The sequence below is a fragment of the Jannaschia halovivens genome (assembly GCF_046452375.1).
GTDB lineage: Bacteria > Pseudomonadota > Alphaproteobacteria > Rhodobacterales > Rhodobacteraceae > Jannaschia > Jannaschia halovivens.
In genome coordinates this window covers 308,939-330,958 of the sequence record NZ_JBKFDJ010000001.1, presented here as the reverse complement: position 1 = coordinate 330,958, position 22,020 = coordinate 308,939, and the positions used below count along the sequence as shown (strand labels likewise).

General features: G+C 67.6%; 22 protein-coding genes. 13 read left to right on the top strand and 9 right to left on the bottom strand.

The genetic code is table 11. From position 1 onward, the window contains the following. The first annotated feature begins 61 nt into the window (after positions 1 to 61). Both ACK8OR_RS01725 and ACK8OR_RS01720 read left to right on the top strand, forming a co-directional pair. The gene (locus tag ACK8OR_RS01725) at positions 62 to 565 is read left to right on the top strand and encodes a glutathione peroxidase (RefSeq protein ID WP_410187748.1); all 504 of its coding nucleotides are present in this window, start codon (positions 62 to 64) and stop codon (positions 563 to 565) included. Further along, complete coding sequence (locus tag ACK8OR_RS01720) at positions 562 to 1,689, top strand: acetoin utilization protein AcuC (RefSeq protein WP_410189850.1); 1,128 nt, start codon at positions 562 to 564, stop codon at positions 1,687 to 1,689. Before ACK8OR_RS01725 ends, ACK8OR_RS01720 begins: the two co-directional genes overlap by 4 nt. A gap of 31 nt (positions 1,690 to 1,720) precedes the next feature. Here ACK8OR_RS01720 and ACK8OR_RS01715 read toward each other — a convergent pair whose 3' ends face one another. The 6 genes from ACK8OR_RS01715 to ACK8OR_RS01690 are packed head-to-tail and all read right to left on the bottom strand — an operon-like array spanning position 1,721 to position 7,426. Then, on the bottom strand, positions 1,721 to 2,812 hold the full coding sequence (locus ACK8OR_RS01715; RefSeq protein ID WP_410187747.1) for a mandelate racemase/muconate lactonizing enzyme family protein: 1,092 nt from the start codon (positions 2,810 to 2,812) through the stop codon (positions 1,721 to 1,723). 1 nt (position 2,813) lies between these two features. Then, positions 2,814 to 3,770, bottom strand: a complete 957-nt coding sequence (locus ACK8OR_RS01710) for a 2-hydroxyacid dehydrogenase (RefSeq protein ID WP_410187746.1) — start codon at positions 3,768 to 3,770, stop codon at positions 2,814 to 2,816. Further along, positions 3,763 to 4,611 carry a fumarylacetoacetate hydrolase family protein gene (locus ACK8OR_RS01705; RefSeq protein WP_410187745.1) on the bottom strand — a complete coding sequence of 283 codons (849 nt, stop codon included), beginning with the start codon at positions 4,609 to 4,611 and terminating at the stop codon, positions 3,763 to 3,765. Before ACK8OR_RS01705 ends, ACK8OR_RS01710 begins: the two co-directional genes overlap by 8 nt. A gap of 24 nt (positions 4,612 to 4,635) precedes the next feature. Further along, positions 4,636 to 4,875, bottom strand: coding sequence for a DUF6552 family protein (locus ACK8OR_RS01700; RefSeq protein WP_410187744.1), 240 nt, complete (start codon positions 4,873 to 4,875; stop codon positions 4,636 to 4,638). Further along, the gene (locus tag ACK8OR_RS01695) at positions 4,862 to 6,637 is read right to left on the bottom strand and encodes an IlvD/Edd family dehydratase (RefSeq protein WP_410187743.1); all 1,776 of its coding nucleotides are present in this window, start codon (positions 6,635 to 6,637) and stop codon (positions 4,862 to 4,864) included. The genes ACK8OR_RS01700 and ACK8OR_RS01695 overlap by 14 nt, the downstream gene beginning before the upstream one ends. Before the next feature lie 48 nt (positions 6,638 to 6,685). Continuing rightward, positions 6,686 to 7,426: an SDR family oxidoreductase gene (locus ACK8OR_RS01690; protein ID WP_410187742.1), complete on the bottom strand. Its 741-nt coding sequence runs from the start codon at positions 7,424 to 7,426 to the stop codon at positions 6,686 to 6,688. Positions 7,427 to 7,491: 65 nt separating this feature from the next. Here ACK8OR_RS01690 and ACK8OR_RS01685 point away from each other — a divergent pair, with 65 nt between their 5' ends. Then, on the top strand, positions 7,492 to 8,352 hold the full coding sequence (locus ACK8OR_RS01685; protein WP_410187741.1) for an NAD(P)-dependent oxidoreductase: 861 nt from the start codon (positions 7,492 to 7,494) through the stop codon (positions 8,350 to 8,352). Positions 8,353 to 8,369: 17 nt separating this feature from the next. Here the strand turns inward: ACK8OR_RS01685 and ACK8OR_RS01680 are convergent, their stop codons facing one another. Next, on the bottom strand, positions 8,370 to 9,026 hold the full coding sequence (locus ACK8OR_RS01680) for a GntR family transcriptional regulator (protein ID WP_410187740.1): 657 nt from the start codon (positions 9,024 to 9,026) through the stop codon (positions 8,370 to 8,372). Between the two features lie 170 nt (positions 9,027 to 9,196). Here ACK8OR_RS01680 and ACK8OR_RS01675 point away from each other — a divergent pair, with 170 nt between their 5' ends. The 10 genes from ACK8OR_RS01675 to ACK8OR_RS01630 all read left to right on the top strand — a co-directional run bounded on the left by ACK8OR_RS01675 (position 9,197) and on the right by ACK8OR_RS01630 (position 19,687). Continuing rightward, entirely contained in the window at positions 9,197 to 10,210 is a 1,014-nt protein-coding gene (locus tag ACK8OR_RS01675; protein WP_410187739.1) for a TRAP transporter substrate-binding protein, read from the top strand. A gap of 93 nt (positions 10,211 to 10,303) precedes the next feature. Then, positions 10,304 to 11,473: a mandelate racemase/muconate lactonizing enzyme family protein gene (locus ACK8OR_RS01670; RefSeq protein WP_410187738.1), complete on the top strand. Its 1,170-nt coding sequence runs from the start codon at positions 10,304 to 10,306 to the stop codon at positions 11,471 to 11,473. A 9-nt stretch (positions 11,474 to 11,482) separates the two neighbouring features. Next, a complete protein-coding gene (locus ACK8OR_RS01665) occupies positions 11,483 to 12,331 on the top strand; it encodes a TRAP transporter small permease subunit (protein WP_410187737.1) in 849 nt (282 codons plus the stop codon). A gap of 39 nt (positions 12,332 to 12,370) precedes the next feature. After that, complete coding sequence (locus ACK8OR_RS01660; protein WP_410187736.1) at positions 12,371 to 13,999, top strand: TRAP transporter large permease; 1,629 nt, start codon at positions 12,371 to 12,373, stop codon at positions 13,997 to 13,999. Between the two features lie 4 nt (positions 14,000 to 14,003). Further along, positions 14,004 to 14,915 carry a phytanoyl-CoA dioxygenase family protein gene (locus ACK8OR_RS01655; protein WP_410187735.1) on the top strand — a complete coding sequence of 304 codons (912 nt, stop codon included), beginning with the start codon at positions 14,004 to 14,006 and terminating at the stop codon, positions 14,913 to 14,915. A gap of 4 nt (positions 14,916 to 14,919) precedes the next feature. Then, positions 14,920 to 16,422, top strand: coding sequence for a UxaA family hydrolase (locus ACK8OR_RS01650; RefSeq protein WP_410187734.1), 1,503 nt, complete (start codon positions 14,920 to 14,922; stop codon positions 16,420 to 16,422). Further along, positions 16,419 to 17,243: a shikimate dehydrogenase family protein gene (locus ACK8OR_RS01645; protein ID WP_410187733.1), complete on the top strand. Its 825-nt coding sequence runs from the start codon at positions 16,419 to 16,421 to the stop codon at positions 17,241 to 17,243. The genes ACK8OR_RS01650 and ACK8OR_RS01645 overlap by 4 nt, the downstream gene beginning before the upstream one ends. Positions 17,244 to 17,262: 19 nt before the next feature. Continuing rightward, positions 17,263 to 18,150, top strand: a complete 888-nt coding sequence (locus ACK8OR_RS01640; protein ID WP_410187732.1) for an NAD(P)-dependent oxidoreductase — start codon at positions 17,263 to 17,265, stop codon at positions 18,148 to 18,150. Between the two features lie 6 nt (positions 18,151 to 18,156). Beyond that, on the top strand, positions 18,157 to 19,089 hold the full coding sequence (locus ACK8OR_RS01635) for a DMT family transporter (protein ID WP_410187731.1): 933 nt from the start codon (positions 18,157 to 18,159) through the stop codon (positions 19,087 to 19,089). 7 nt (positions 19,090 to 19,096) lie between these two features. Further along, the gene (locus ACK8OR_RS01630; RefSeq protein ID WP_410187730.1) at positions 19,097 to 19,687 is read left to right on the top strand and encodes a LysE family translocator; all 591 of its coding nucleotides are present in this window, start codon (positions 19,097 to 19,099) and stop codon (positions 19,685 to 19,687) included. Here the strand turns inward: ACK8OR_RS01630 and ACK8OR_RS01625 are convergent. Both ACK8OR_RS01625 and ACK8OR_RS01620 read right to left on the bottom strand, forming a co-directional pair. After that, positions 19,684 to 20,826, bottom strand: coding sequence for a CaiB/BaiF CoA transferase family protein (locus ACK8OR_RS01625; protein WP_410187729.1), 1,143 nt, complete (start codon positions 20,824 to 20,826; stop codon positions 19,684 to 19,686). The two genes, ACK8OR_RS01630 and ACK8OR_RS01625, sit on opposite strands and share 4 nt — an antisense overlap. Beyond that, complete coding sequence (locus tag ACK8OR_RS01620; protein WP_410187728.1) at positions 20,826 to 21,974, bottom strand: acyl-CoA dehydrogenase family protein; 1,149 nt, start codon at positions 21,972 to 21,974, stop codon at positions 20,826 to 20,828. Before ACK8OR_RS01620 ends, ACK8OR_RS01625 begins: the two co-directional genes overlap by 1 nt. Positions 21,975 to 22,020 lie beyond the last annotated feature (46 nt).

Sequence of the window (22,020 nt, the reverse complement as noted above, 5' to 3'; positions counted from 1 at the left end):
TGCCAAGGCCCACCGACGCGCCGCCGGTTGAACTGACGGCGCGCACGGCTACCTCCCGTTTATGCGCGTCATCCTCGCCCTTCTTCTCCTCGCCGCCCTGCCCGCGCGCGCCTTCGAATTCGAGGCGCTGGAAGGTGGGACGATCGACCTCTCCGCACTCTCGGGCGGGCCGGTGCTGGTGGTGAACACCGCATCGCTCTGCGGCTTCACCGACCAATACGCGGAGCTTCAGGCCTTGCACGAGCGATACGGCGAGCAAGGCCTGACCGTCCTCGCGGTGCCGTCGGACGCATTCCGGCAGGAACTGGCCGACGCGGATTCCGTCGCCGAGTTCTGCGAGGTGAATTACGGCCTGACGCTGCCGATGACGGCGATCACGGACGTCACGGGCGCCGATGCGCACCCATTCTACCGCTGGCTGGCCGACGCTCACGGTGCTGCGCCGCGCTGGAATTTCTACAAGGCGCTTCTGGCGCCCGGCGGGGACCTCTTGGCCTTCGAGACGTCCTCGACCAAGCCGCTGTCGCCCCGCATGATCGACCTGGTCGAAAGCGCCCTGCCCTGACGCTCCTGCTCGGGCACGAGATCTATCGCGGGTCGAGCTATGGCGACTGGCATCCCCTCCGGGTGCCGCGTGTCTCGACGGTCATGGACCTTTCGCGCGCGCTGGACTGGCTGCCGGCGGACCGCTTCCGCACCTCGCCCCGCGCGCGGCCCGCAGCACTGCGGGCCTGGCACAGCGCCGCCTATGTCGAGGCCTTGATGCGCGCCGAGACGGAAGGACATGTCGATGACGCGACCAAGGCGCGCCACGGGCTCGGGACGGTGTCGAACCCGGTCTTTCCCGAGATGTTCCGCCGCCCGGCCACGGGCGTCGGCGGCGCGATCCTCGCGGGCGAACTCCTGGCGCAGGGCGGGCGCGTCCATGTCCCCGGCGGCGGCACGCATCACGGGATGCCCGACCGCGCAAACGGGTTCTGTTATCTTAACGACTGCGTCTTCGGGATCCTGTCGCTGCGCGCGCGGGGCATCCGGCGGATCGCCTATGTCGACATCGATGCGCATCACATGGACGGGGTCGAGGCCGCCTTCGCGGACGATCCCGATATCCTCCTGATCTCGACGCACGAGGAACGGCGCTGGCCGTGGACCGGTGCGCTGGACGACGCAGGCTTGGGCCAGGTCTTCAACCTGCCGCTGCCGTGTGGAACCAACGACGATGAGATGGCGCTGGCCCGCGACCGGCTCATCCTGCCCGCGGTCGAGGCCTTCCGCCCGGATGCCATCGTGATGCAATGCGGCGCGGACGCGGTCGAGGAGGACCCGCTCTCGCGCCTCGCCCTCTCGAACCGCGCGCATCTGGCGGTGCTGCGCGGGCTGATGCCGTTGGCCCCGCGCTTCCTGCTTCTGGGCGGTGGCGGCTATAACCCGTGGTCGGTGGGGCGCCTCTGGACGGCCGCTTGGGGCACGCTCTCGGGCCGCGACCTGCCGGATCGCCTGCCCGCAGCGGCGGAGGCCGTGCTGCGCGGATTGGAATGGCGCGGGAACCGGCGCGGCAAGGCGCCGCCAGCGCATTGGTTCACGACATTAATCGATCCGCCGCGCGCCGGGCCGGTGCGATCCGACGTCGCCAATCGGGTCGCCATCCTGCGCGCCCGGATCGAGCGGGTGCCAAAAATCTTACCTTAGGATTTTTGCGCGCCCGTGGCGGGCGGAGCCCCTAGCCCGTACCGAGCCGCTCGTGGGGGGCCAGCCGGTCCCAGTCGAAGGTGACCCCGATCCCTGGCTGCATTGGCGCCACGGCCTTGGCGCCGTCCAGCACGAGCGGACGGGTCGTGTAGCGGTCGATGGGAAAGCTGTGGATCTCGATCCGGTCGGCATGGGACTGGGCCGAGACCAGCGAGACGTGCAGCTCCTGCATCCCGTGGCTCGAAATCGGAAGACCGGCCTCGGCCGCCAGCGCCGCGACCCGGAGCCAGCCCGTGATGCCGCCACAATTGCTCGCGTCGGGTTGCAGGTAGGACAGTTTCGCCTGGGCCACGGCATAGCCGAACTCGTGCAGCGTATGCAGGTTCTCGCCCATCGCGAGCGGGCAGCCGGTCGCCTCGGCGATGGCGGCGTAGCCGAGGTAGTCGTCGGGCTCGATCGGCTCTTCGAACCAACGGATATCGAGATCCATGAAGCCGCGCGCCGCCTCGATCGCGGTGGCACGGTCGAGCGCGTAATTCGCGTCCACCATCAGGGCCCTGTCCGGCCCGATCAGGTCACGGACGGCTTCGGCACGCTGCTGATCGTCCGAGCGCCCGACCTTGATCTTCACCCCGTCGACGCCCTGCTCCAGATAGCCCTCGACGGACGCGAGCAGCTTCGGCAGCTCGAAGCCGAGGTCGATGCCGCCGCAATAGGCCCCGCACCGGTCGGAATGGCCCCCCGCCATCTCGACGAGGCTCTGCCCCGTCTCGCGGCCGCGGATGTCCCAGAGCGCGATATCCACCGCCGAGATCGCGAAGCTCGCGACGCCGCCCCGAGCGACGTAGTGTACGTGCCATTGCATCGCATCGTGCAACATTTCGGGCACAGGCGCGCGACCCATCAGGAAAGGCGCGAGATCGTCCCGGATCATGGCGAGGATGGCCGTGCCGCCCTTGCCGCCGGTGTAGGTGTAGCCCGTCCCTTCGCCCCCGTCCGAGGTGCCGATCGTACAGATTACCAGCTGGAAATGCGTGTGATCGCCATGCTTGGCATCCACGAGCACCTCGTCCAGCGGCACGTCGAACAGGCGGGCCGTGACCCGGTCGATCACGGCCGTCATGTCACAGGTCTCGGCATTCCGGGACCGGCGTGCGAACGGAGCCCTCTTCGAGCCATTGGGTCAGGTTCTCGACCACGAGGTCGCCCATTGCCTGCCGGGTCTCGTGCGTGCCCGAGGCGACATGGGGCGTCAGCACGACGTTATCCATGTCCTTGAGCGCGTCGGGGATCTTCGGTTCGGCCTCGAACACGTCGAGTCCCGCGCCCGCGATCGTGCCGTCCTGGAGCGCCTTCACCAGCGCCTCCTCATCCACGACCGAGCCGCGCGCGACGTTGAAGAAGAGCCCGTCCGGCCCGAGGGCACGCAACACGTCGGCATTCACCATGTGCTGCGTCGACGGCCCGCCCGGCGTGATCGCGACAAGGACCTCGACGGCGGCGGCACAGGCCTCGGCGCTGTCGTGATAGGTATAGGGCACGTCCTTGGGTGAGCGGGAATGGTAGTGGATCTCGGCGTCGAAGGCCGCACAGCGATCGGCGATGGTCTGACCGATCCGGCCCAGCCCGAGGATGCCGACCCGCCGGTTCATGACCGAGCGCGTCAGGGGGTAGTTGCCCCCGGTCTCCCACTCGCCCGACCGGGCGTGGCGGTCCGACGGAATGAGCTCGCGCGAGACGGCGAGCCAGAGCATCACGAAGGTGTTCGCTACCTCGTCGTTCAGAACGTCGGGCGTATGGGCCACGAGGATGCCGCGTGCGGCATAGTCGTCGGCATCGATCGCGTCGTAGCCCACGCCGTAGGACGACACGACCTTGAGGTTCGGCGTCGCCGCGGCCACGTCCTCGGGCACGCCCCAATGGCCATTCGTCAGGATCGCCGGGTAGTCCGCACCATGGTCGCGCAGGAAGCCCGCACGATCGTCCTGGTCGAACAGCACGTCGATCTCGAACCGGGGCGTAAGCGCGTCACGCATCCGGTCGGTGATGTCTCCGATCTGGAGCAGCTTGACCTTAGTCATCGGCACGCACCGCCTGGCGCTGGGTGCCGAGCTTCTCGATCGACAGCTCCATGACATCGCCCGCCTTCAGGTAAACGGGCTCGGGCTTGATTCCCATGCCGACGCCGGGCGGTGTCCCGGTCGAGATGACGTCGCCGGGATGCAGGGTGAACATCTGGCTCAGGTGGCTGATGCACTGCGCCACGGTGAAGATCATCGTGTTGGTGTTTCCGGTCTGCATGCGCTTGCCGTTCACGTCGCAATGCATGGCGAGGTTCTGGACGTCGCCGACCTCGTCACGGGTGACGAGCCACGGGCCGGTGGGGCCGAACGTGTCGCAGGACTTGCCCTTGGTCCATTGGCCGGTGAGCTTAGTCTGGAAGTGCCGCTCGGACACATCGTTGATGACGCAATAGCCCGCGACGTGGTTCAGGGCGTCGTCCTCGGAGACGTATTTGCACTCCGACCCGATCACCACGCCCAGCTCGACCTCCCAATCGGTATGGGTCGAGCCGCGTGGCATCACCACATCGTCGTCGGGGCCGACCACGGCACTGGTGGCCTTCATGAAGAGGATCGGATGTTCGGGGATGTCGGCACCCGTTTCCGCGGCGTGGTCCGAGTAGTTCAGGCCGATGCACATGAACTTGCCGATGCCCGCGACGCAGGGGCCGTAGCGGACCGGTCCGTCCACCTTCGGCAGCGCCATCGGATCGAGCTTCGAGAGGATCTCGAGGCTCTTGTCCGACAGGGTTTCGGCGGCGATATCGGCCACTTCGGCACTCAGGTCGCGCAAGTCGCCATTGTGGTCGATCAGTCCGGGCTTCTCGGCGCCCGGCGCCCCGAAACGGCACAGCTTCATCTCGTATCTCCTTGAATTTCTTATTTATGCGTTGAGGTAGCCGATCATGAGCGACACGAAGGCGCCGACATGCACGACCATGATGGCCTTGTCCTTCCACATCGCACCGACGGCGAACCAGAGCGCGATCCCGACGAAGAACGCCCAGATGTTCCACGGTGTCAGGCCAAGTCCCGTCAAGCCGTAGCCGACAAGCTGGACCACCGTCGCGATCCACTTCACGACATCAACGGGCGCGCTGTTACGGGCGTCAGTGATTGTCACGGGCGACCCCCTTCTGGGCCGTGCCGCGATAGGCGTCGGCCCCGCGCAGGGTCATGCCCTCGGAGAGTGGCCCCACGCGTTCGCGGAAGATCTCCTGCCACGGCGTTTCGCTGGGCGGCGTGAAGGGCTGTAGGGGCAGCGCCTGACGACGCGCGGCGAGTTCGTCTTCGGGCACCAGCATGTCGGCCGTGCCACGGCCGAGGTCGATCCGGACGCGGTCGCCCGTCGCGACGAGGGCGAGCCCGCCGCCCGCCGCCGCTTCGGGCGAGGCGTTCAGGATCGAGGGGCTGCCGGAGGTGCCGGACTGCCGCCCGTCGCCGATGCAGGGCAGCTCGTGGATGCCGCGCTTGATGAGGTAGGCGGGCGGCCGCATGTTCACGACCTCGGCCGCACCGGGATAGCCGATAGGCCCCGCGCCGCGCATGATGAGAATGCAATCTTCCGTGATATCAAGTGCTTCGTCGTCGATCTTCGCGTGGAAATCCTCGGGGCCGTCGAACACGATGGCGCGGCCTTCGAAGGCTTCGGGATCGTCCGCATTCGAGAGGTAACGGGTTCGAAACGCCTCGGAGATGACACTGGTCTTCATGATGGCCGAGTCGAACAGGTTGCCCTTGAGGTTCAGAAACCCTGCGGCTTCCTTCATCGGCGCGTCGATGGGCTTGATGACGTCCGGCAGTTGCGTGGCTAAGCCCTCGACGTTCTCGCCCATCGTGCGCCCGTTGACCGTCATCGCGCCCGGATGCGGCAGCAGCCCGGCGGCCATCAATTGCCCCATCACCGCGGGCACGCCGCCCGCGTGAAAGTAATCCTCGCCCAGATATGCGCCGGCGGGCTGCAGGTTCACGAGCAATGGGATGTGATGGCCCAGCGCCTGCCAGTCGTCATTGTCGAGCGGTACGCCCAGATGGCGCGCGACGGCGTTGAGGTGGATCGGCGCGTTCGTGCTCCCCCCGATGGCGGAATTGGCGACGATGGCGTTCTCGAACGCTGCGCGCGTCATGATGTCCGACGGCTTCAGATCCTCGTGCACCATCTCGACGATGCGCTGACCGGTCTGGTAGCTGATATGCCCCCGCTGCCGATACGGCGCGGGGATCGCGGCCGCACCCGGAAGCTGCATCCCCAGTGCTTCGGCCAGCGAGTTCATCGTCGTGGCCGTCCCCATCGTGTTGCAATAGCCGACCGACGGCGTGCTGGAGGCCACAATCTCCATGAACCCGGCGTCGTCGATGTCGCCCGCGGCATGCATCTCGCGCGCCTTCCAGACAATTGTGCCCGACCCCGTCCGCTCACCCTTGAACCAGCCGTTGAGCATCGGCCCGACACTCAGCGCGATGGCTGGAATGTTGACCGTGGCCGCCGCCATCAGAAGGGCGGGCGTGGTCTTGTCGCACCCGATCATCAGGACGACGCCGTCCAGGGGATAGCCGTTCAGCGTCTCGCTGAGGCTGAGATAGGCGAGGTTGCGATCGAGCGAGGCGGTCGGCCGCTTGCCCGTCTCCTGGATCGGGTGGACCGGCACTTGGAGGGGCACGCCACCGGCAGCGATGATCCCGTCGCGGACCCGCTTTTCCAACTCCAGATGGTGCCGGTTGCAGGGGCTGAGATCGCTGCCCGTCTGGGCGATGGCGATGATCGGCTTCGAGCCCTGCAACTCCTCGCGCGTCAGGCCATAGTTCAGGTAGCGTTCGAGGTAGAGCGCCGTCATCTCGCGGTTGTCGGGGTTGTCGAACCAGAGGCGGGAGCGAAGCTTCGTCATTGTATTTCGTTCTCTATCAAGGACTTGAAGCGGGGTGATCAGGCCGCATCACTGCCCCGACCAGCCGCCGTCGATCACATGGGGATGGCCCGTCGTGAACGCGCTCTCGTCCGAGGCGAGATAGGTCGCGAGCGCCGCGATCTCGGTCGCCTGCGCCACGCGGCCCATTGGCTGGCGCGACACGAAGGCTTCGAGGGCGGCGTCATAGCTGCCCATCTCCTCGCCCAGCGCCTTCACGCGCTCGTGCCAGGACGGGCTTTCGACGGTGCCGGGGCAGATCGCGTTGCAGCGGATTCCGCGCTTGATGTAATCGACCGCGACCGATTTCGTCAGCCCGATCACGGCGGCCTTGGTGGCGCCGTAGATGAAGCGGTTCGGCGCGCCGAGGACGGATGATGCGGCCGAGGACATGTTGACGATGGAGCCCGAGCCGGCCTCGAGCATGTGGGGCAGCGATGCCTGGATCGTTCGGAACATCGAGCGGACATTCAGGTCGAACCCCATTGCCCATTCGTCCTCGGTCGCCGCCTGCGCGTCGCCATGATGCACGAAGCCCGCGCAATTGAAGAGGACCGTCGGGCGCGCCTTCGCGACCCCGTCGCGAATGGAGGCCGCATCCCGCACGTCGAGCGCGAATGTCTCGCAGTCGAGCCCGTCCAGGAGTCCCGCATTGCGGTCGGTGGCGAAGACCTCGGCCCCTTCGGCAATCCACATCTCTGCGGTGGCGCGCCCGATCCCCTGCCCGGCGGCGGTGATCAAGGCGCGTTTCCCCTTCAGGCGGTCCGTCATGTCACTCTCCCGGTTGTGTCTGGGGCTATTTCGTTTCTACCGTGAGCGCAAACACGGAGAGACCCATGACCACGCTCGCATTGCTCGGAACCGGCCTGATGGGCGCACCGATGGCCCGCAACCTGATCGCGGCAGGCCATGATGTCACCGTTTGGAACCGCTCGCCGGAGAAGGCGCGCGCCATCGAAGGCGCGACCGTCGCCGAGAGTCCGGCCGAGGCGGTGGCTGGGAAAGCGGTGGTGATCTCGATGCTGTCGGACGGCGCGACCTCGGACCGGGTGCAGTCGGACGCGATGGACGCTTTCGCCGACGGCGCGATCTGGGTCGAGATGGGGTCGATCAAGCCCGAAGAGGCACGGGAGCACGGCGCCCGCTTCGCGGAGCGGGGCATGGGCTATGTCGACGCGCCCGTTTCGGGCGGAACCAAGGGCGCCGAGGGCGCGACGCTGGCGATCATGGCGGGCGGTGACGCCGTTCATTTTGCGGCGATCGAGGACGTGCTGGCCGACCTCGGGACGCCGGTGCATGTCGGGCCCGTGGGCGCGGGGCAGCTGGCCAAACTCGCCAACCAGGCGATCGTGGCCTGCACCATAGGTGCGGTGGCCGAGGCGGTGCTTCTGCTGGAACGGGGCGGGGCCGATCCGGCGGCCGTGCGGCAGGCTTTGAAGGGCGGGTTCGCCGACAGCGTCATCCTGCAACAGCATGGCGCGCGCATGACCGAGGGCAATTTCGTCCCCGGCGGGCTGACGAAGTTCCAGATCAAGGATTTGGATAACGTCTTGGGCGAGGCCGGCACGCTTGGCCTGGAACTGCCCGCGGTGACCGCTGTGAACGATCGGTTCAAGGTGCTGCGCGACGAGATGGACGGCGCCGACATGGATCACTCGGCGCTCTACCTCGAGCTTCGGCGTCGCAACGGGATCTGAACCGGGCCGCGCGGCAATCACAGGAAATGCCGCGCCTGGTGATGCTCGATCTCGCGGCGCAGACGCGCCTCGTCGCCCGAGAGTGCCGCGTCCATGATAAGCTGATGATGCGCGATGATCTGGTGGAAGTAGTCGGGCACGCAATTGTTCTCGAGCCCCACCATCTGCTGGCGAAACTGCATGTAGACGCTCTCGAAGGTCTCGATCAGCGGCGGCAGCGCGCATTCCGAGATCAGCGTGCGGTGGAATGTCAGCTCGGCATCCGACCAGATGCCGACGATGGGCGCGCCGTCGCCCGCGCGTGCGATCTGGTTCTCGATATGCACGAGGCTGTGATGCGCGGCGGTCAGGCGCGCCTCCCAGGTCAGGCCGCCGTTGCGCATCGAACGGACGGCCCCCTCCTGCTCCAGCAGGACGCGGAAGCGCGCGATGTCGGAGCGCCGCTCGCGGCTGACCTGCCGGGCGCGGAACCCGCGCTGGATCGCGAAATCCACGAGCCCGACTTTGGAGAGTTGCAGGAGCACATCGCGCACAGTGTTGGCCGAACAGCCGAACTCCTGCGCCAGCGGGCCGGACATGATCTTGTCGCCGGGGACGAATCCACCCGTCAGCAGGCGATGCTGCAATTCCGCATAGATCGCGGGCGTATCGGTTCGTGATTTCGTGTCGGGCATCGGCCTGACATCCCCCTTGAGAATTTTGATATTCTCGGAAATCTCGCTTGTCCACGAATTTTCACTTTTTGTTTGCGCTCCGGGTCGGGGTTGCTAGGGTCGACCCGCACCCCTCCGAAGGGAGCCCCCGAAGGGGCCGGCAGGGGCGACCGATCAATGGGAGGATCACGATGAAAACCCTTACGCTGGCCGCGCTCGCGGCCGCCACCACGGCGCTGACCGGCGCGGCAATGGCCCAGACCACGACGCTGCGCATCCAGACGCACCACGCCCCCGAGACGCCGATGGGCGAGCTGGCGACCGGCTATTTCGAGACCATTTCGGCCATGTCCAACGGCGAGATCGTGGTCGAGCCGTTCTACAGCTCCTCGGTCGTCAAGTCGGTCGAGACCTTCGACGCCGCGGCGACGGGCATCCTCGACTGCGACATGACGGGCGGCGGCTACCAGACCGGCAAGAACCCCGCGTTCCAGTTCGTCGGCGACATCATGGGCGGCTACGACACGCCGATCCAGCAGCTGACCTGGCTCTACGAGGGCGGTGGCATGGAAGCCGCGCAGAACCTCTACAACAGCTACGACATGCAGCTCATCGGCTGGTGGGTTCCGGGCCAGGAGTCGCTCAGCTCGACGAAGCCGCTCGCCGGTCTCTCCGATCTGCAGGACTGGAAGTTCCGCTCGCCGCCGGGGATGGAGACGGACATCTTCGCAAAGCTGGGCGCCTCGCCCATCGTGATGGACTTCACCGAGATCTTCACCGCGCTCGAGACGGGCATCATCGACGGGGCCGACGCCTCGGCGCTGGCCAACAACGTGGGCCTGGGCCTCTACGACATCGCAGGCCACGCGACCTTCCCCGGCTTCCACTCGATGCCGTCGGACCACCTGGCGTGCAACAAGGCCGTCTATGACGCGATGCCCGAGCATCACAAGGCGATCATGAACACGGCCATGGAGGCCCTGAGCCTGCGCACCGCGATGAAGTTCGAGCGCGCCAACGCCGAGGCCGCGGCCGAGCTGACCGCCAACGGCATCACGCTCCACACGTGGTCGGACGAGGACCTGACAGCCTTCCGCAAGGCCGCGCAGGAAACCTGGCCCGAATACGCCACGACCCCCGAGGCCGAGGCGCTGGTCGAAAGCCACATGGGCTACCTGCGCCAGCTGGGTCTCGTGCAGGAGTGATCCGCACCGCGACGTGAGACATCGGCGCGGCCCCGCACGATCGGGGCCGCGCCATTCCAGACGATCCAGGGGGCGACGGGGGGCGCGCGGATCATGAAGATCACCGGCGTCCGGTCCCACGTCCTGTCATGCGACATGCCCGAGACGCTGGGCTATTCGCAGCAGTATTATTCAAAACGCAACGCCCATCTGGTCGAGGTCTCGACCGACGAGGGCCTGACGGGTTGGGGCGAATGCTTCGGGCCAGGCGATGTCGCCACCGCCAATGCCGCCATCGTCGAGGGCGTCATCGCGCCGTTGGTCATGGGCATGGACCCGCGCGACCGCGACGTGTGCTGGCACAAGGTCTACAACCGTCTGCGTGACCACGGGCAGAAGGGGATGCCGATCCAGGCGCTCTCGGGCGTCGACATCGCGCTCTGGGACATCACCGGACAGGCGGCGGGGCTGTCGATCTCGCGACTGATCGGCGGACGGCACCGCGACCGCGTGGGCGTCTACGGCTACGGCATGATGCTGCGCCCCGAACCTGCCGGAGAGTTGGCCGCGCGCTTCGAGGACGAGGCCGCGGCGATCCGGGACGCGGGCTTCCGGGCGACCAAGATGAAGGTGGGCCTCGGCGTCCGCGACGACATCCGGCTGGCCGAGGCCGTGCGCCGCGGCGTGGGCGACGGGTTCGACTTCATGGTCGACGCCAACCACGCCTACGACGTCAACGACGCGCTGGAGGTCGGGTCCGCGCTCGATGAGCTCTGCGCCTACTGGTTCGAGGAGCCGGTGGCCCCCGAGGATCGCGACGCCTACGCCACGCTCCGCCGCACGCTCAAGACCCGGATCGCGGGGGGCGAGGCGGAATACACCCGCTGGGGCTGGCGCGACCTGCTGGCGTCGGGCGGGCTCTCGATCGCCCAGCCCGAGGTCTGCGCGCTGGGTGGGATCAGCGAATATCTCAGGGTGCTGGCGCTCTGCCACGCGCATCACGTGCCCGTCGTGAACCATGTCTGGGGCAGCGCCATCGCCGTCGCGACCAACATGCAGCTTCTGGCCGCGATGCCGCCCCTGCCCGGCGGCCTGCATCCACGAGAGCCGTGGCTGGAATTCGACACGACCGAGAACCGGTTTCGCGACGAGATGCTGACCGAAGCGCTGGACATCCAGGGCCAGGTCGCCGCCAATGACGGGACGGTCGCACTCCCGGATCGACCGGGGCTGGGCGTGGTGCCCGACCTCGATTTCCTGACCCGCTACCGCATCGACCGCTAGGAGGCCCCGATGACCAAGGACGCCCTGCAGGACGCCACCTTCTACGAGACCGGCGGCGCGGCGCCGCAGACGGTGCCGGGGCCGATCCAGGTGCTGATGCCGATCCTCTTCTGCCTCGCGGCAGGCTGGGCGATGTGGCGGATGCCGGCCTTCCTGATGATCTTCTCCGATCCCGGCCCGACCGTGGACGCGCTGGCCCGGCGCTACGATGCGGCCTCGGCGATCGATTGGCTGGCGGCCGCCGCTGCGGCCGTCTTCTTCGTGCTGGGCGTGATGACGGTGCGCCGGGCGCATAACGAATACGAGGAATGGGGCGTCGCGGACCGCCTGTCGGTCTTCGTCGGTCGCATCACCATGATCATCATCGCGGCGATGGTCTGCGTCATGGTCTACGAGGTCGTGCTTCGATACGTCTTCGAAAAGCCGACGCTCTGGGCCAACGAGATGACGCTCTGGATGGCGGGGTTCGTCTTCATCCTCTCGGGCCTCTACGCGATGCAGCAGCGGTCCCATATCCGCATCTTCCTGCTCTACGACATCCTGCCGCGCTGGTTGCAGCGGACCTGCGACGTGATCTCGACGATCCTGATCCTGACCTTCGCGTTCTTCCTCTTCTGGGGCGGCTACGGCGAGGCGACGCAGAAATTCGCCCGCTGGGAGACGTTCGGCACGGCCTTCGACCCGCCGATCCCCGCAACGCTCAAGCCGATGATCCTCGTGGTCGTCACGCTGGTCGCGCTGCAGGCCATCGCGAACCTGATCCGCGACTGGAATAAGGAGCCGGTGATCCACACCGCCGCGGACGACATCGACCCGGACGAGATCGAGCGGCTGCGCCGTCAGGTCGGCAGCGAATAACACAGACCCCGGACGGGGCACCCTAGGGGGAGAAACGGAATGGACGTCGGAACGATTTCCCTGGTCTTGCTGGTGGCGCTGATGCTGCTGCTGGCGATCGGGATGCCGCTGGGTCTGGCCTCGGCGGTGCTGGCCGTGCTCGTCCTCGTGATGCGGTTCGAGCCAGCGCTGCTGACGGCGCCCTGGGAATTCGGCGAGGGGATGCTGACGGGCCGGTTCGGGTCTGGGCCACTCAACATCCTGGCCCAGCGAATTTACGGCCTGCTGACCGACTACGTCCTGATCTCGATCCCGCTCTTCATCCTGATGGCCGCGCTGTTGGAGCGCTCGGGTATCGCCAAGGACATGTACTCATCGCTCAATGTCTGGCTCAGCCGGACACGAGGCGGCATCGCCATCGTAACCTCGATCATGGCGGTTATCATGGCCGCGATGTCGGGCATCATCGGCGGCGAGGTGGTCCTTTTGGGCCTGATCGCCCTGCCCCAGATGCTGCGGCTGGGCTACGACCAGAACCTCGCCATCGGCACGATCTGCGCCAGCGGGTGCCTCGGGACGATGATCCCGCCCTCAATCGTGCTCATCATCTTCGGCCTGATCACCGAGACCTCGATCAAGGCGCTGTTCACGGCGGCCTTCGTTCCGGGCTTCATGCTGGCCGCGTTCATCATGATGTACATCTTCGTGCGAACCCGCATGAACCCCGAGCTGGCCCCCCTGCCGCCCGAAGACCCGAGCGATCCGGCCAAGGGCGAGAAGCGTCTGCTGTTCCTGTCGTTCCTGACGATCCTCGTAGCGGGCTTCGGCACGGCGCTGTTTCTCCGCGCGGCCTTCTTCACCGTGACCGGCCAGAACGACGTCCTCGAAGGCGTCGACCCCATCGCGCTGGGCCAGCCGCATCATGTCATCTGGCTGGGCTCCATCGTTGCCGTCGCCCTGGCGCTGATCTTCTTCGTCTTCGGCACCGCGCGCGCGAAGACGAGCTGGCAGATGGGCAAAGGCCTCGTGGCGCCCGTCGTCGTCATCGGCGTGGTCATGGGGTCCATCTACGGCGGTATCTCAGGCATCACCGAGGCCGCGGGCATGGGCGTCGTCGCGGTCTTCGTGATCTCGATCTTCCGGGGCGAAGCCAGCGTCGAGCTGGTCTGGGACAGCCTGATGCGGACGCTGAAATCCACCGGCACGATCATCTGGGTCACCATCGGTGCCGCGACGCTCGCGGGGGCCTACACGATCGCGGGCGGGCCGACCTATGTCGCCAACCTGATCCTTGCGGCGGATCTGCCGACCATGGGGATCATCCTGGTGATGATGGTGATCCTCCTGATCATGGGCGCGTTCATGGACTGGGTCGGGATCGTGCTTCTGATCATCCCGGTCTTCCTGCCCATCGTGCAGCGCCTCCCCATCGAAGAGATCGGCTTTCTCGGCCATGTCGAGCCGCGCTATCTGGCCGTCTGGTTCGGCGTGCTCTTCTGTATGAACATGCAGGTCAGTTTCCTGTCGCCACCCTTCGGCCCCGCCGCGTTCTACCTCAAGTCGGTCGCTCCGCCCCACATCTCGCTGACCGATATCTTCAAGGGGTTCCTGCCGTTCATCTGCCTGCAGCTTCTTGCGCTTCTGGTGCTGTTGCTCTGGCCGCCGATCGTCACGCTTCTGCTGGAGTGATCCGATGCTGACCAAGTCCCAGATCGCGACCTTCCGACGCCGCGGCTGCCTCGCGGTCGAGGGTGTCGTGCCGCAAGACCTCCGCGACGCGGTCGAGGCCGAATACGCGACCGTCCTGCGCAAGTTCGCGCAAGCCCACGGGATCGCGTGGCGGGGCGGCTTCCTTCCGACGTTGCGGGCGGTCCACGATGCGGGCATCGACTGGTTCCAGTATCTCGACATCACCTTGCCGGGCGACCGGATCGCGGCCGACACGCCGTTCCATTACGGCCCGGCGGTCCACGCGCTCCTGACCGCACCCGCACTGGTCGAGATCGCGGCGCAGATCGTCGGCCCCGAGGTCACCTCGAACCCGATCCAGCACCTGCGCATCAAACCCCCGGCCGCCACCGTGGCCGAGGGCGCGCCGGCCCACATCACACACACGCTCTGGCACCAGGACCGCGCTGTCGCCCATGCGGATGCGGACGCCACGAAGATGGTCACGATCTGGGTCGCGATGACCGATGCCACGCCCGAGAACGGCTGCATGGTCGCCCTGCCGCTCGACCGCGACCAGGACATGCTGCCGCATTGCCCGCTGGAACAGACCTCGATCCCGCCCGAGCTTCTGGACGAGACGCGCGCCCTGCCCCTTCCGGTGCGGGCGGGGGGCGTCGTCCTACTCGACCCGATGGTCCCGCATGCCGCGCGGGACAACGTGACCGACGGCTTCCGCTGGAGCTTCGACCTGCGCTACCAGCGGACCGGCCAGCCGACCGGCCGCGCCCACTTCCCGCATTTTCCCGTTCGCGGCGCGCCCGCGCCCGACTGGAAGGCGCAGCGCGACGCCTGGCGCGCGGCCCGCGCGGAGGCCGCAGCGCGCGCTCATATTCCGCTCCACCGCTGGGATTCGACCAGCCCGCATTGCGCCTGACCGCATGGCCGATGTGATCCGCCTTTCGCCCGACGACAACGTCGTCACCGCCACCCGCGCGCTGGAGGTCGGCACGACGGTCGAGACCACGACCGCCGCCGCCCTGATCCCTTCGGGCCACAAGATCGCGACGGCGGCGATTGCACCCGGAGAGGCGATCCGCAAATACGGCCAGATCATCGGCTACGCGAGCGAGGAGATCGCCCCGGGCGCGCATGTCCACACGCAAAACTGCGCCTTCGCATCGACCGATCATGCCTACGAATTCGGGACCGATCTGCGTCCCGTGGCCCCGGCCACCGGCGACACCTTCATGGGCTATCGGCGCGACGGCGGCGCGGTGGGCACGCGCAATTACGTCGCCGTCGTCACGAGCGTGAACTGCTCGGCCACGGCCGCGCGTCGCATCGCCGACGCCTTCGGCCCCGAGGAACTGGCCGCCTACCCGAATATCGACGGCGTCGTCGCCTTCGTTCACGGCACAGGCTGCGGCATGGCGGGGGATGGCGACGGGTTCGAGGCGCTGCAGCGCGTCATGTGGGGCTACGCCAAGCATCCGAACCACGCCGCCGTCCTGATGGTCGGGCTCGGCTGCGAGATGAACCAGATCGACTGGCTGCTCGAGGCATACGGCCTGAAGCAGGGGCCGACCTTCCAGACCATGAACATCCAGAATGTCGCGGGCCTGCGCCGGACCATTGAGGTCGGGATCGAGAAGGTCCGCGCGATGCTGCCCATCGCCAACGCGGCGGTGCGCGAACCTTGCCCCGCCTCAGAGCTGACCGTGGCGCTGCAATGCGGCGGATCGGACGCGTGGTCGGGCATCACCGCGAACCCTGCGCTGGGCCATGCCTGCGACCTTCTGGTGGCGCAGGGCGGGACCGGTGTTCTGGCCGAGACGCCCGAGATCTACGGCGCCGAGCACCTGTTGACCCGCCGGGCCGCCAGCCGGGAGGTCGGCGACCGGCTCGTGGGCCTGATCCACTGGTGGGAGGATTACACCGCTCGCAACCGCGGCTCGATGGACAACAATCCCAGCCCCGGCAATAAGAAGGGCGGCCTGACGACGATCCTCGAGAAATCGCTGGGCGCCGCGGCGAAGGGCGGCACGACGCCCCTGACGGGCGTCTACAAATACGCCGAGCCGGTACGGGCGAAAGGCTTCACCTTCATGGACAGTCCCGGCTACGACCCCGCCAGCGTCACCGGCCAGATCGCTGGCGGCTGCAATCTCGTGTGCTTCACGACGGGCCGCGGATCGGCCTTCGGCTCGAAGCCCGCGCCGACGATCAAGGTGGCGACCAACCAGGCCCTGTTCGACCGGATGCCCGAGGACATGGACGTCAACGCGGGCGACATCCTGACGGGTGGGGCCACGGTCGAGGCGAAGGGGCGCGAGATCTACGAGATGTTCCTGCGCGTCGCCTCCGGCGAGATGTCGAAATCCGAGGCGCAGGGCCTCGGGGATTACGAGTTCGTCCCCTGGCAGATCGGGGCCGTGATGTGAGCCGAACCCTCCGCTGCGGATTGATCGGGGCCGGCATTGGCGCGTCGCGCCTGTCGGCGGCGCTCGAGATCATGTGCGCGGCCCACGAGATGACGCTCGACTTCACCCCGATCGACAGCGCGGCCGACCCCGAATTCGACTTCGATGATACGGTCGAGATGCTGCGCCTCGACGGGTGGGACGGCGTCACGGTGACCCATCCGTGGAAGACCAATGCCGCCCGATGGGCAGGGGATCGGATGGTCGCGGGGACCGAGACGCTGGGTGCGGCGAACACGCTGACATTTTCGCCGATCCGGGGGCACAACACCGATTTCACGGGCTTCCTGGCCGCGTGGCGCGCCGTCATGGACCGATCGCCCGGATCGGTCGCCGTGGCCGGTGCCGGGGGCGTCGCCCGCGCCGTGGTGCCCGCATTGATCACGCTCGGCGCGGGGCCGGTCACGATCTGGGACGAGGATGCCGAGGCCGCATCGGCACTGGCGGCCATGACGGGCGCGAGCGCGGTTCCCGCCGAGGCTGCCGCGGATGTGATCCGCGGCGCCGAGGGGCTCGTGAACGCCACACCGCTGGGAATGTACGGCCATCCGGGCACTGCGATCCCCGCCGCCCTCCTCGGCCCGCAGGTCTGGGCGTTCGATGCAGTCTATACCCCAACGGACACGCCCTTCCTGACCGACGCGCGTCGGGCAGGGCTTTCGATGATGACCGGCTTCGATCTCTTCCGCCACATGGCGATGGACAGCTTCGCCGCTTATGCCGGCCATCGCCCCGACCCCGCGTCCACGCTGGCCGCACTCGACGCGCTGCGCCCAGACTGACCCCATCAGGAGACATATCATGACCCAACCCAAGATCGGCTTCATCGGCCTCGGCCTCATGGGCTCGGCCATGGTCCAGCGCCTGCTCGACAAGGGCCACACGCTCACGGTGCTCGGCAATCGCGATCGCACCGGCGTCGAGGCCGCTCTGGGGCGCGGCGCGACGGAGGCCGACACCGCGCGCGACGTGGCCCAGGCGTCCGACATCGTGATGCTCTGCATGGGCACTTCCGAACAGGTCGAGGCGCGGATGCACGGACCCGATGGCATCATCGCGGGCCTGCGGGACGGGGCGACGGTGATCGATTTCGGCACCTCCCTGCCCGGCTCGACCCGGAGCCTCGCCTCGGAAGTCGCCAAGGCGGGCGGCACTTATCTCGACGCGCCGCTGGGCCGGACGCCGAGCCACGGGCGCGAGGGGCAGCTCAACATCATGTGCGCCGGCAGCGAGGCCGCCTTTGCGTCCGTACGCCCGGTTCTGGACGATCTGGGCGAGAACGTCTTCCACCTGGGCGAGGTCGGATCGGGGCATACGATCAAGCTCATCAACAACTTCTTCGGCATGACCGTCGCCAACGCGATGGCCGAGGCGTTTGCGATGGCGGACCGCGCCGGCGTCGACCGGCAGGCGCTGTTCGACGTGATGGCCGCCGGACCGCTCCGGTCGGGGATGATGGAATTCGTGAAGGCCTACGCCGTCGAGGGCGACGCGACGAAGCTCGCCTTCTCGATCCGCAACGGCCACAAGGATGTCGGGTACTACCGCGAAATGGCCGCCGAGCTGGGCGCCGATACGATGATGTCCGACGGCGCGCATCGCGCCATGTCGGCCGCCATCGAGGACGGTCGCGGCGACGGCATGGTCTCGCAGATGGTCGATTTCTACGCCGACCGCTTCAAGGCCTGACGCGCCGTGGCCACCGCCCCCGTCTCGCATCTGGCTCGCCCGCGGGTCGACGATGCGCGGCGGGGGATCGCCCTGATGCTGCTGGCCTACCTGCTGTTTTCGCTGACGGATACGTCGGTGAAATGGCTCTCCCTCGCGGGGCTTCCGGCGCTGCAACTGGCGTTCATGCGCTATGCCACGCATCTCGCGCTCTCGACGGGGCCGATGATGGGGCGCGATCATTCGGGCTTCACCGCGCCGATGCCACTGGCGCTTGCGATGCTGGGCCGCGGCGCGCTCTTGGCGATCTCGACGGTCTGCAACTTCATCGGCCTCGCCTATCTCGACCTGACGGTCACGGCGGCGATCATGTTCTCGTCGCCGATCATCGTCTGCGCGCTGTCGGTCCCGCTCTTGGGCGAACGGGTCGGGCGCTGGCGCTGGTCCGCCATCCTGATGGGGTTCGCGGGTGTGCTGATCGTGGTGCGGCCGTGGTCCGGCGACTTCCATTGGGCGGCGCTGTCGATCCTGACGGCGGCCACGTCATTCGCGCTCTACTCGATCGTCACGCGCAAGCTGGCCGGGGTCGCAGCACCGCGCACGATGCAGCTTTATGCCGGTCTGGTGGGCACAGTGACGCTCCTGCCCGCGGCATGGTGGCTCTGGACACCGCCCGCGACGACGCTCGACTGGGGGCTGATGATCGGATTGGGGGCCTTCGCGTGGCTCGGTCACCATTTCTTCGGCATCGCCCATGGCTACGCGCCGTCGAGCGTGCTGATGCCGTTCAGCTACTCCTTCATCATCTACCTCGCGGTGGCGGGGTTTCTGGTCTTCGGCACGGTCCCCGACGCGCAGACCGTGATCGGGGCCTGCGTGATCGCGGCCGCGGGCCTCGTGATCTGGTGGCGCGAGCGCCCCGACATTAAGTTCGAGACGCAAACCTCTGATACGAAATGATTATGGCATGATGACCTTCGCCGCCGCGGTGTTCTTTTTGATCGTCACGCCCGGTCCCGGCGTGCTTTCGACAGCAGGGGTCGGCAGCGCGTTCGGCGCCCCGGCGGGCCTGCGCTACGTCACCGGGTTGTTCCTCGGGAACTTCGCCGTCGGCCTCGCGGTGGTGACCGGCCTCGCGGCGCTGGTCCTGGCCGAGCCCGCGATCCGGACCGTCCTGATGCTCGCCTCGACGGGCTACCTGCTCTACCTCGCGCTGCGCATCGCGACGGCTGGCGCGAAGTTGGCCTTCATTGAGGCGGCCCGCCCGCCCGGCCTGCGCGACGGGCTGGCGTTGCAGGCGATTAACCCGAAGGCCTACGCGGTGAACACGGCGCTCTTCTCGGGGTTTCCCTTCATGGCGGACGCACCGCTGGCCGAGGCGCTGATCAAGATCGTCATCCTCAACGCCATCTGGATCCCGATCCACCTCGGCTGGCTCTGGGCCGGGGTCGCGCTCCGGCGGTTGGACCTCGCGCCCGGCACGCAGCGGGCGATCAACATCGCGATGGCGGCGTCGATGCTGATCGTGGTCGGCCTGGCACTCGTCGGGATGCGCTAGATCGCGCCCGACGCCGCGAGCCTGTCGGCGTCGAAACCCAGCTCCTCCAGGATGGCGCGGCTATGCGCCCCGACCTCCGGCACCGGATCCATGCGCGGATCGCTCTGGCCCGGCGGTGCGAGCGCGGGCATCGGGCCTGCGGGCGTGTCGACCTCGTGCCAATGCTCCACAAGGGCGGGATGCGACCAGAGATCGCCCACGTCGCGCAGCCGGGCGTTGCCGATGCCGACCGCGTCCAGCCGCTCCATCACCTCGGCGCAGGTGACATCCGCGAAGCACGTCTCGATCCGCGTGCGTAGCTCGTCCGATCGCGTAGCGCGGGCAGTATTGCTGGCGAAATCGGGATCGTCCGCCAGCCCGGCCTCGCCGAGCACGCCCTCGCAGAAGGCCCGCCATTCGCGCGGGTTCTGAAGCCCGAGGATGACCTGCCCGTCCGCGGCGCGAAACGGGCCGTAGGGATAGATCGTCGGATGCGCGGCACCCGCGCGTGGCGGCGCGGCGGCCCCGTCCATCGCGTAATACATCGGGTAGCCCATCCATTCGGCCAGCGCGCCCATCATCGAAATCTCGACATGGGTGCCCTGCCCCGTCCGTCCCCGCTGGATGAGCGCGCCGAGCACGCCCGTCAGCGCGTACATCCCGGCGGCAATGTCCGCGGCCGAAATCCCCGCCTTGGACGGCACCTCGGGCGTGCCGGTCACCGAGAGGAGTCCCGCTTCCGCCTGGATCAGCAGGTCGTACGCCTTGCGCGTCGACCCCGGCCCGTAGCCCGAGATATCGCAGAGGATGGCCAACCGGTTGCGCGCGTGCACCGCGTCCCAGCCGAGGCCCAGCCGCGCCGCCGCACCCGGGGCGAGGTTCTGGACCACGACATCGGCGCGATCCATCAGCGCGTCGAGGACCCCAGCCGCCTCGGGGTGCTTCAGATCGAGCGCAAGGCTCTCCTTCGAGCGGTTGGTCCAGACGAAATGACTGCTCAGACCGCGGGCCCGCGTGTCGTAGCCGCGCGCGAAATCGCCTGTGCCGGGCCGTTCGATCTTGATGACCCGCGCGCCCATATCGGCCATCTGGCGCGTGGCGAAGGGTGCCGCGATGGCGTGCTCGAACGCGACGACCGTGATGCCTTCGAGGGGTCGCATCAGAACGACCGGGGCAAGCCGAGCACGTGCTCGGCCATGTAGGACAGGATCAGGTTCGTCGAGATCGGCGCCACCTGGTAAAGCCGCGTCTCGCGAAACTTCCGCTCGACATCGTAGTCGGTGGCGAAGCCATAGCCGCCGAAGGTCTGGACGCAGGCATTCGCCGCCTCCCAGGATGCCTTCGCGGCGAGGTACTTGGCCATGTTCGCCTCGGGGGCGCAGGGGTCTCCGGCGTCGAACAGGGCGGCCGCGCGGCGCGTCATCAGGTCCGCGGCCTCGACCTCGATATGCGCCTCGGCCAACGGGAACGCGACACCCTGATTCTGGCCGATCGGGCGACCGAACACCTCGCGGTCCGTCGCGTATTCCGTGGCCCGGTCGACGAACCAGCGCCCGTCGCCAATGCATTCGGCGGCGATCAGCGTGCGTTCGGCATTCAATCCGTCGAGGATGTGACGAAACCCCTGCCCCTCCGTGCCGATCAGGTTCTCATGCGGCACCTCGAGCCCGTCGAAGAACAGCTCGTTCGTCTCGTGATTGACCATGTTCTCGATCGGTTTGACCGTCAGACCGCGCCCGATCGCGTCGCGAAGGTCCACTAGGAACACCGTCATCCCCACCGAGGGCTTGGGACCCGCATCGCGCGGGGCGGTCCGGGCTAGCAGGATCATCAGGTCCGAATGCTGCACCCGGCTGGTCCAGACCTTCTGGCCATCGACGATCCAGCGATCGCCCTCGCGCCGCGCGGTGGTGCGGATCCGGGTGGTGTCGGTGCCCGCACCCGGCTCGGTCACGGCCATCGACTGGAGCCGGAGCGACCCGTCCGCGATCTGCGGCAGCCAGTGCGCCTTCTGCGCCTCCGAGCCATGCCGGAGCAGCGTTCCCATATTGTACATCTGGCCATGGCATGCGCCGGCATTCGCGCCCGAGCGGTTGATCTCCTCCATGATTGCGCAGGCCTCCAAAAGACCGAGGCCCGAGCCGCCGTAGCGTTCGGGAATCATCGCGGCCAGCCAGCCGGCCTGCGTCAGGGCGTCGACGAACGCCTCGGGATAGCCCCGCTCGCGGTCGACGCGGCGGTGATATTCGGGCGGAAATTGGGCACAGAGCGCGCGGACCGCATCGCGGATGTCGGAATGGGTTTCCATCGCGCGACGGTGCCGCCGCAAACCGCTGCCCGCAAGGGGATGCGTC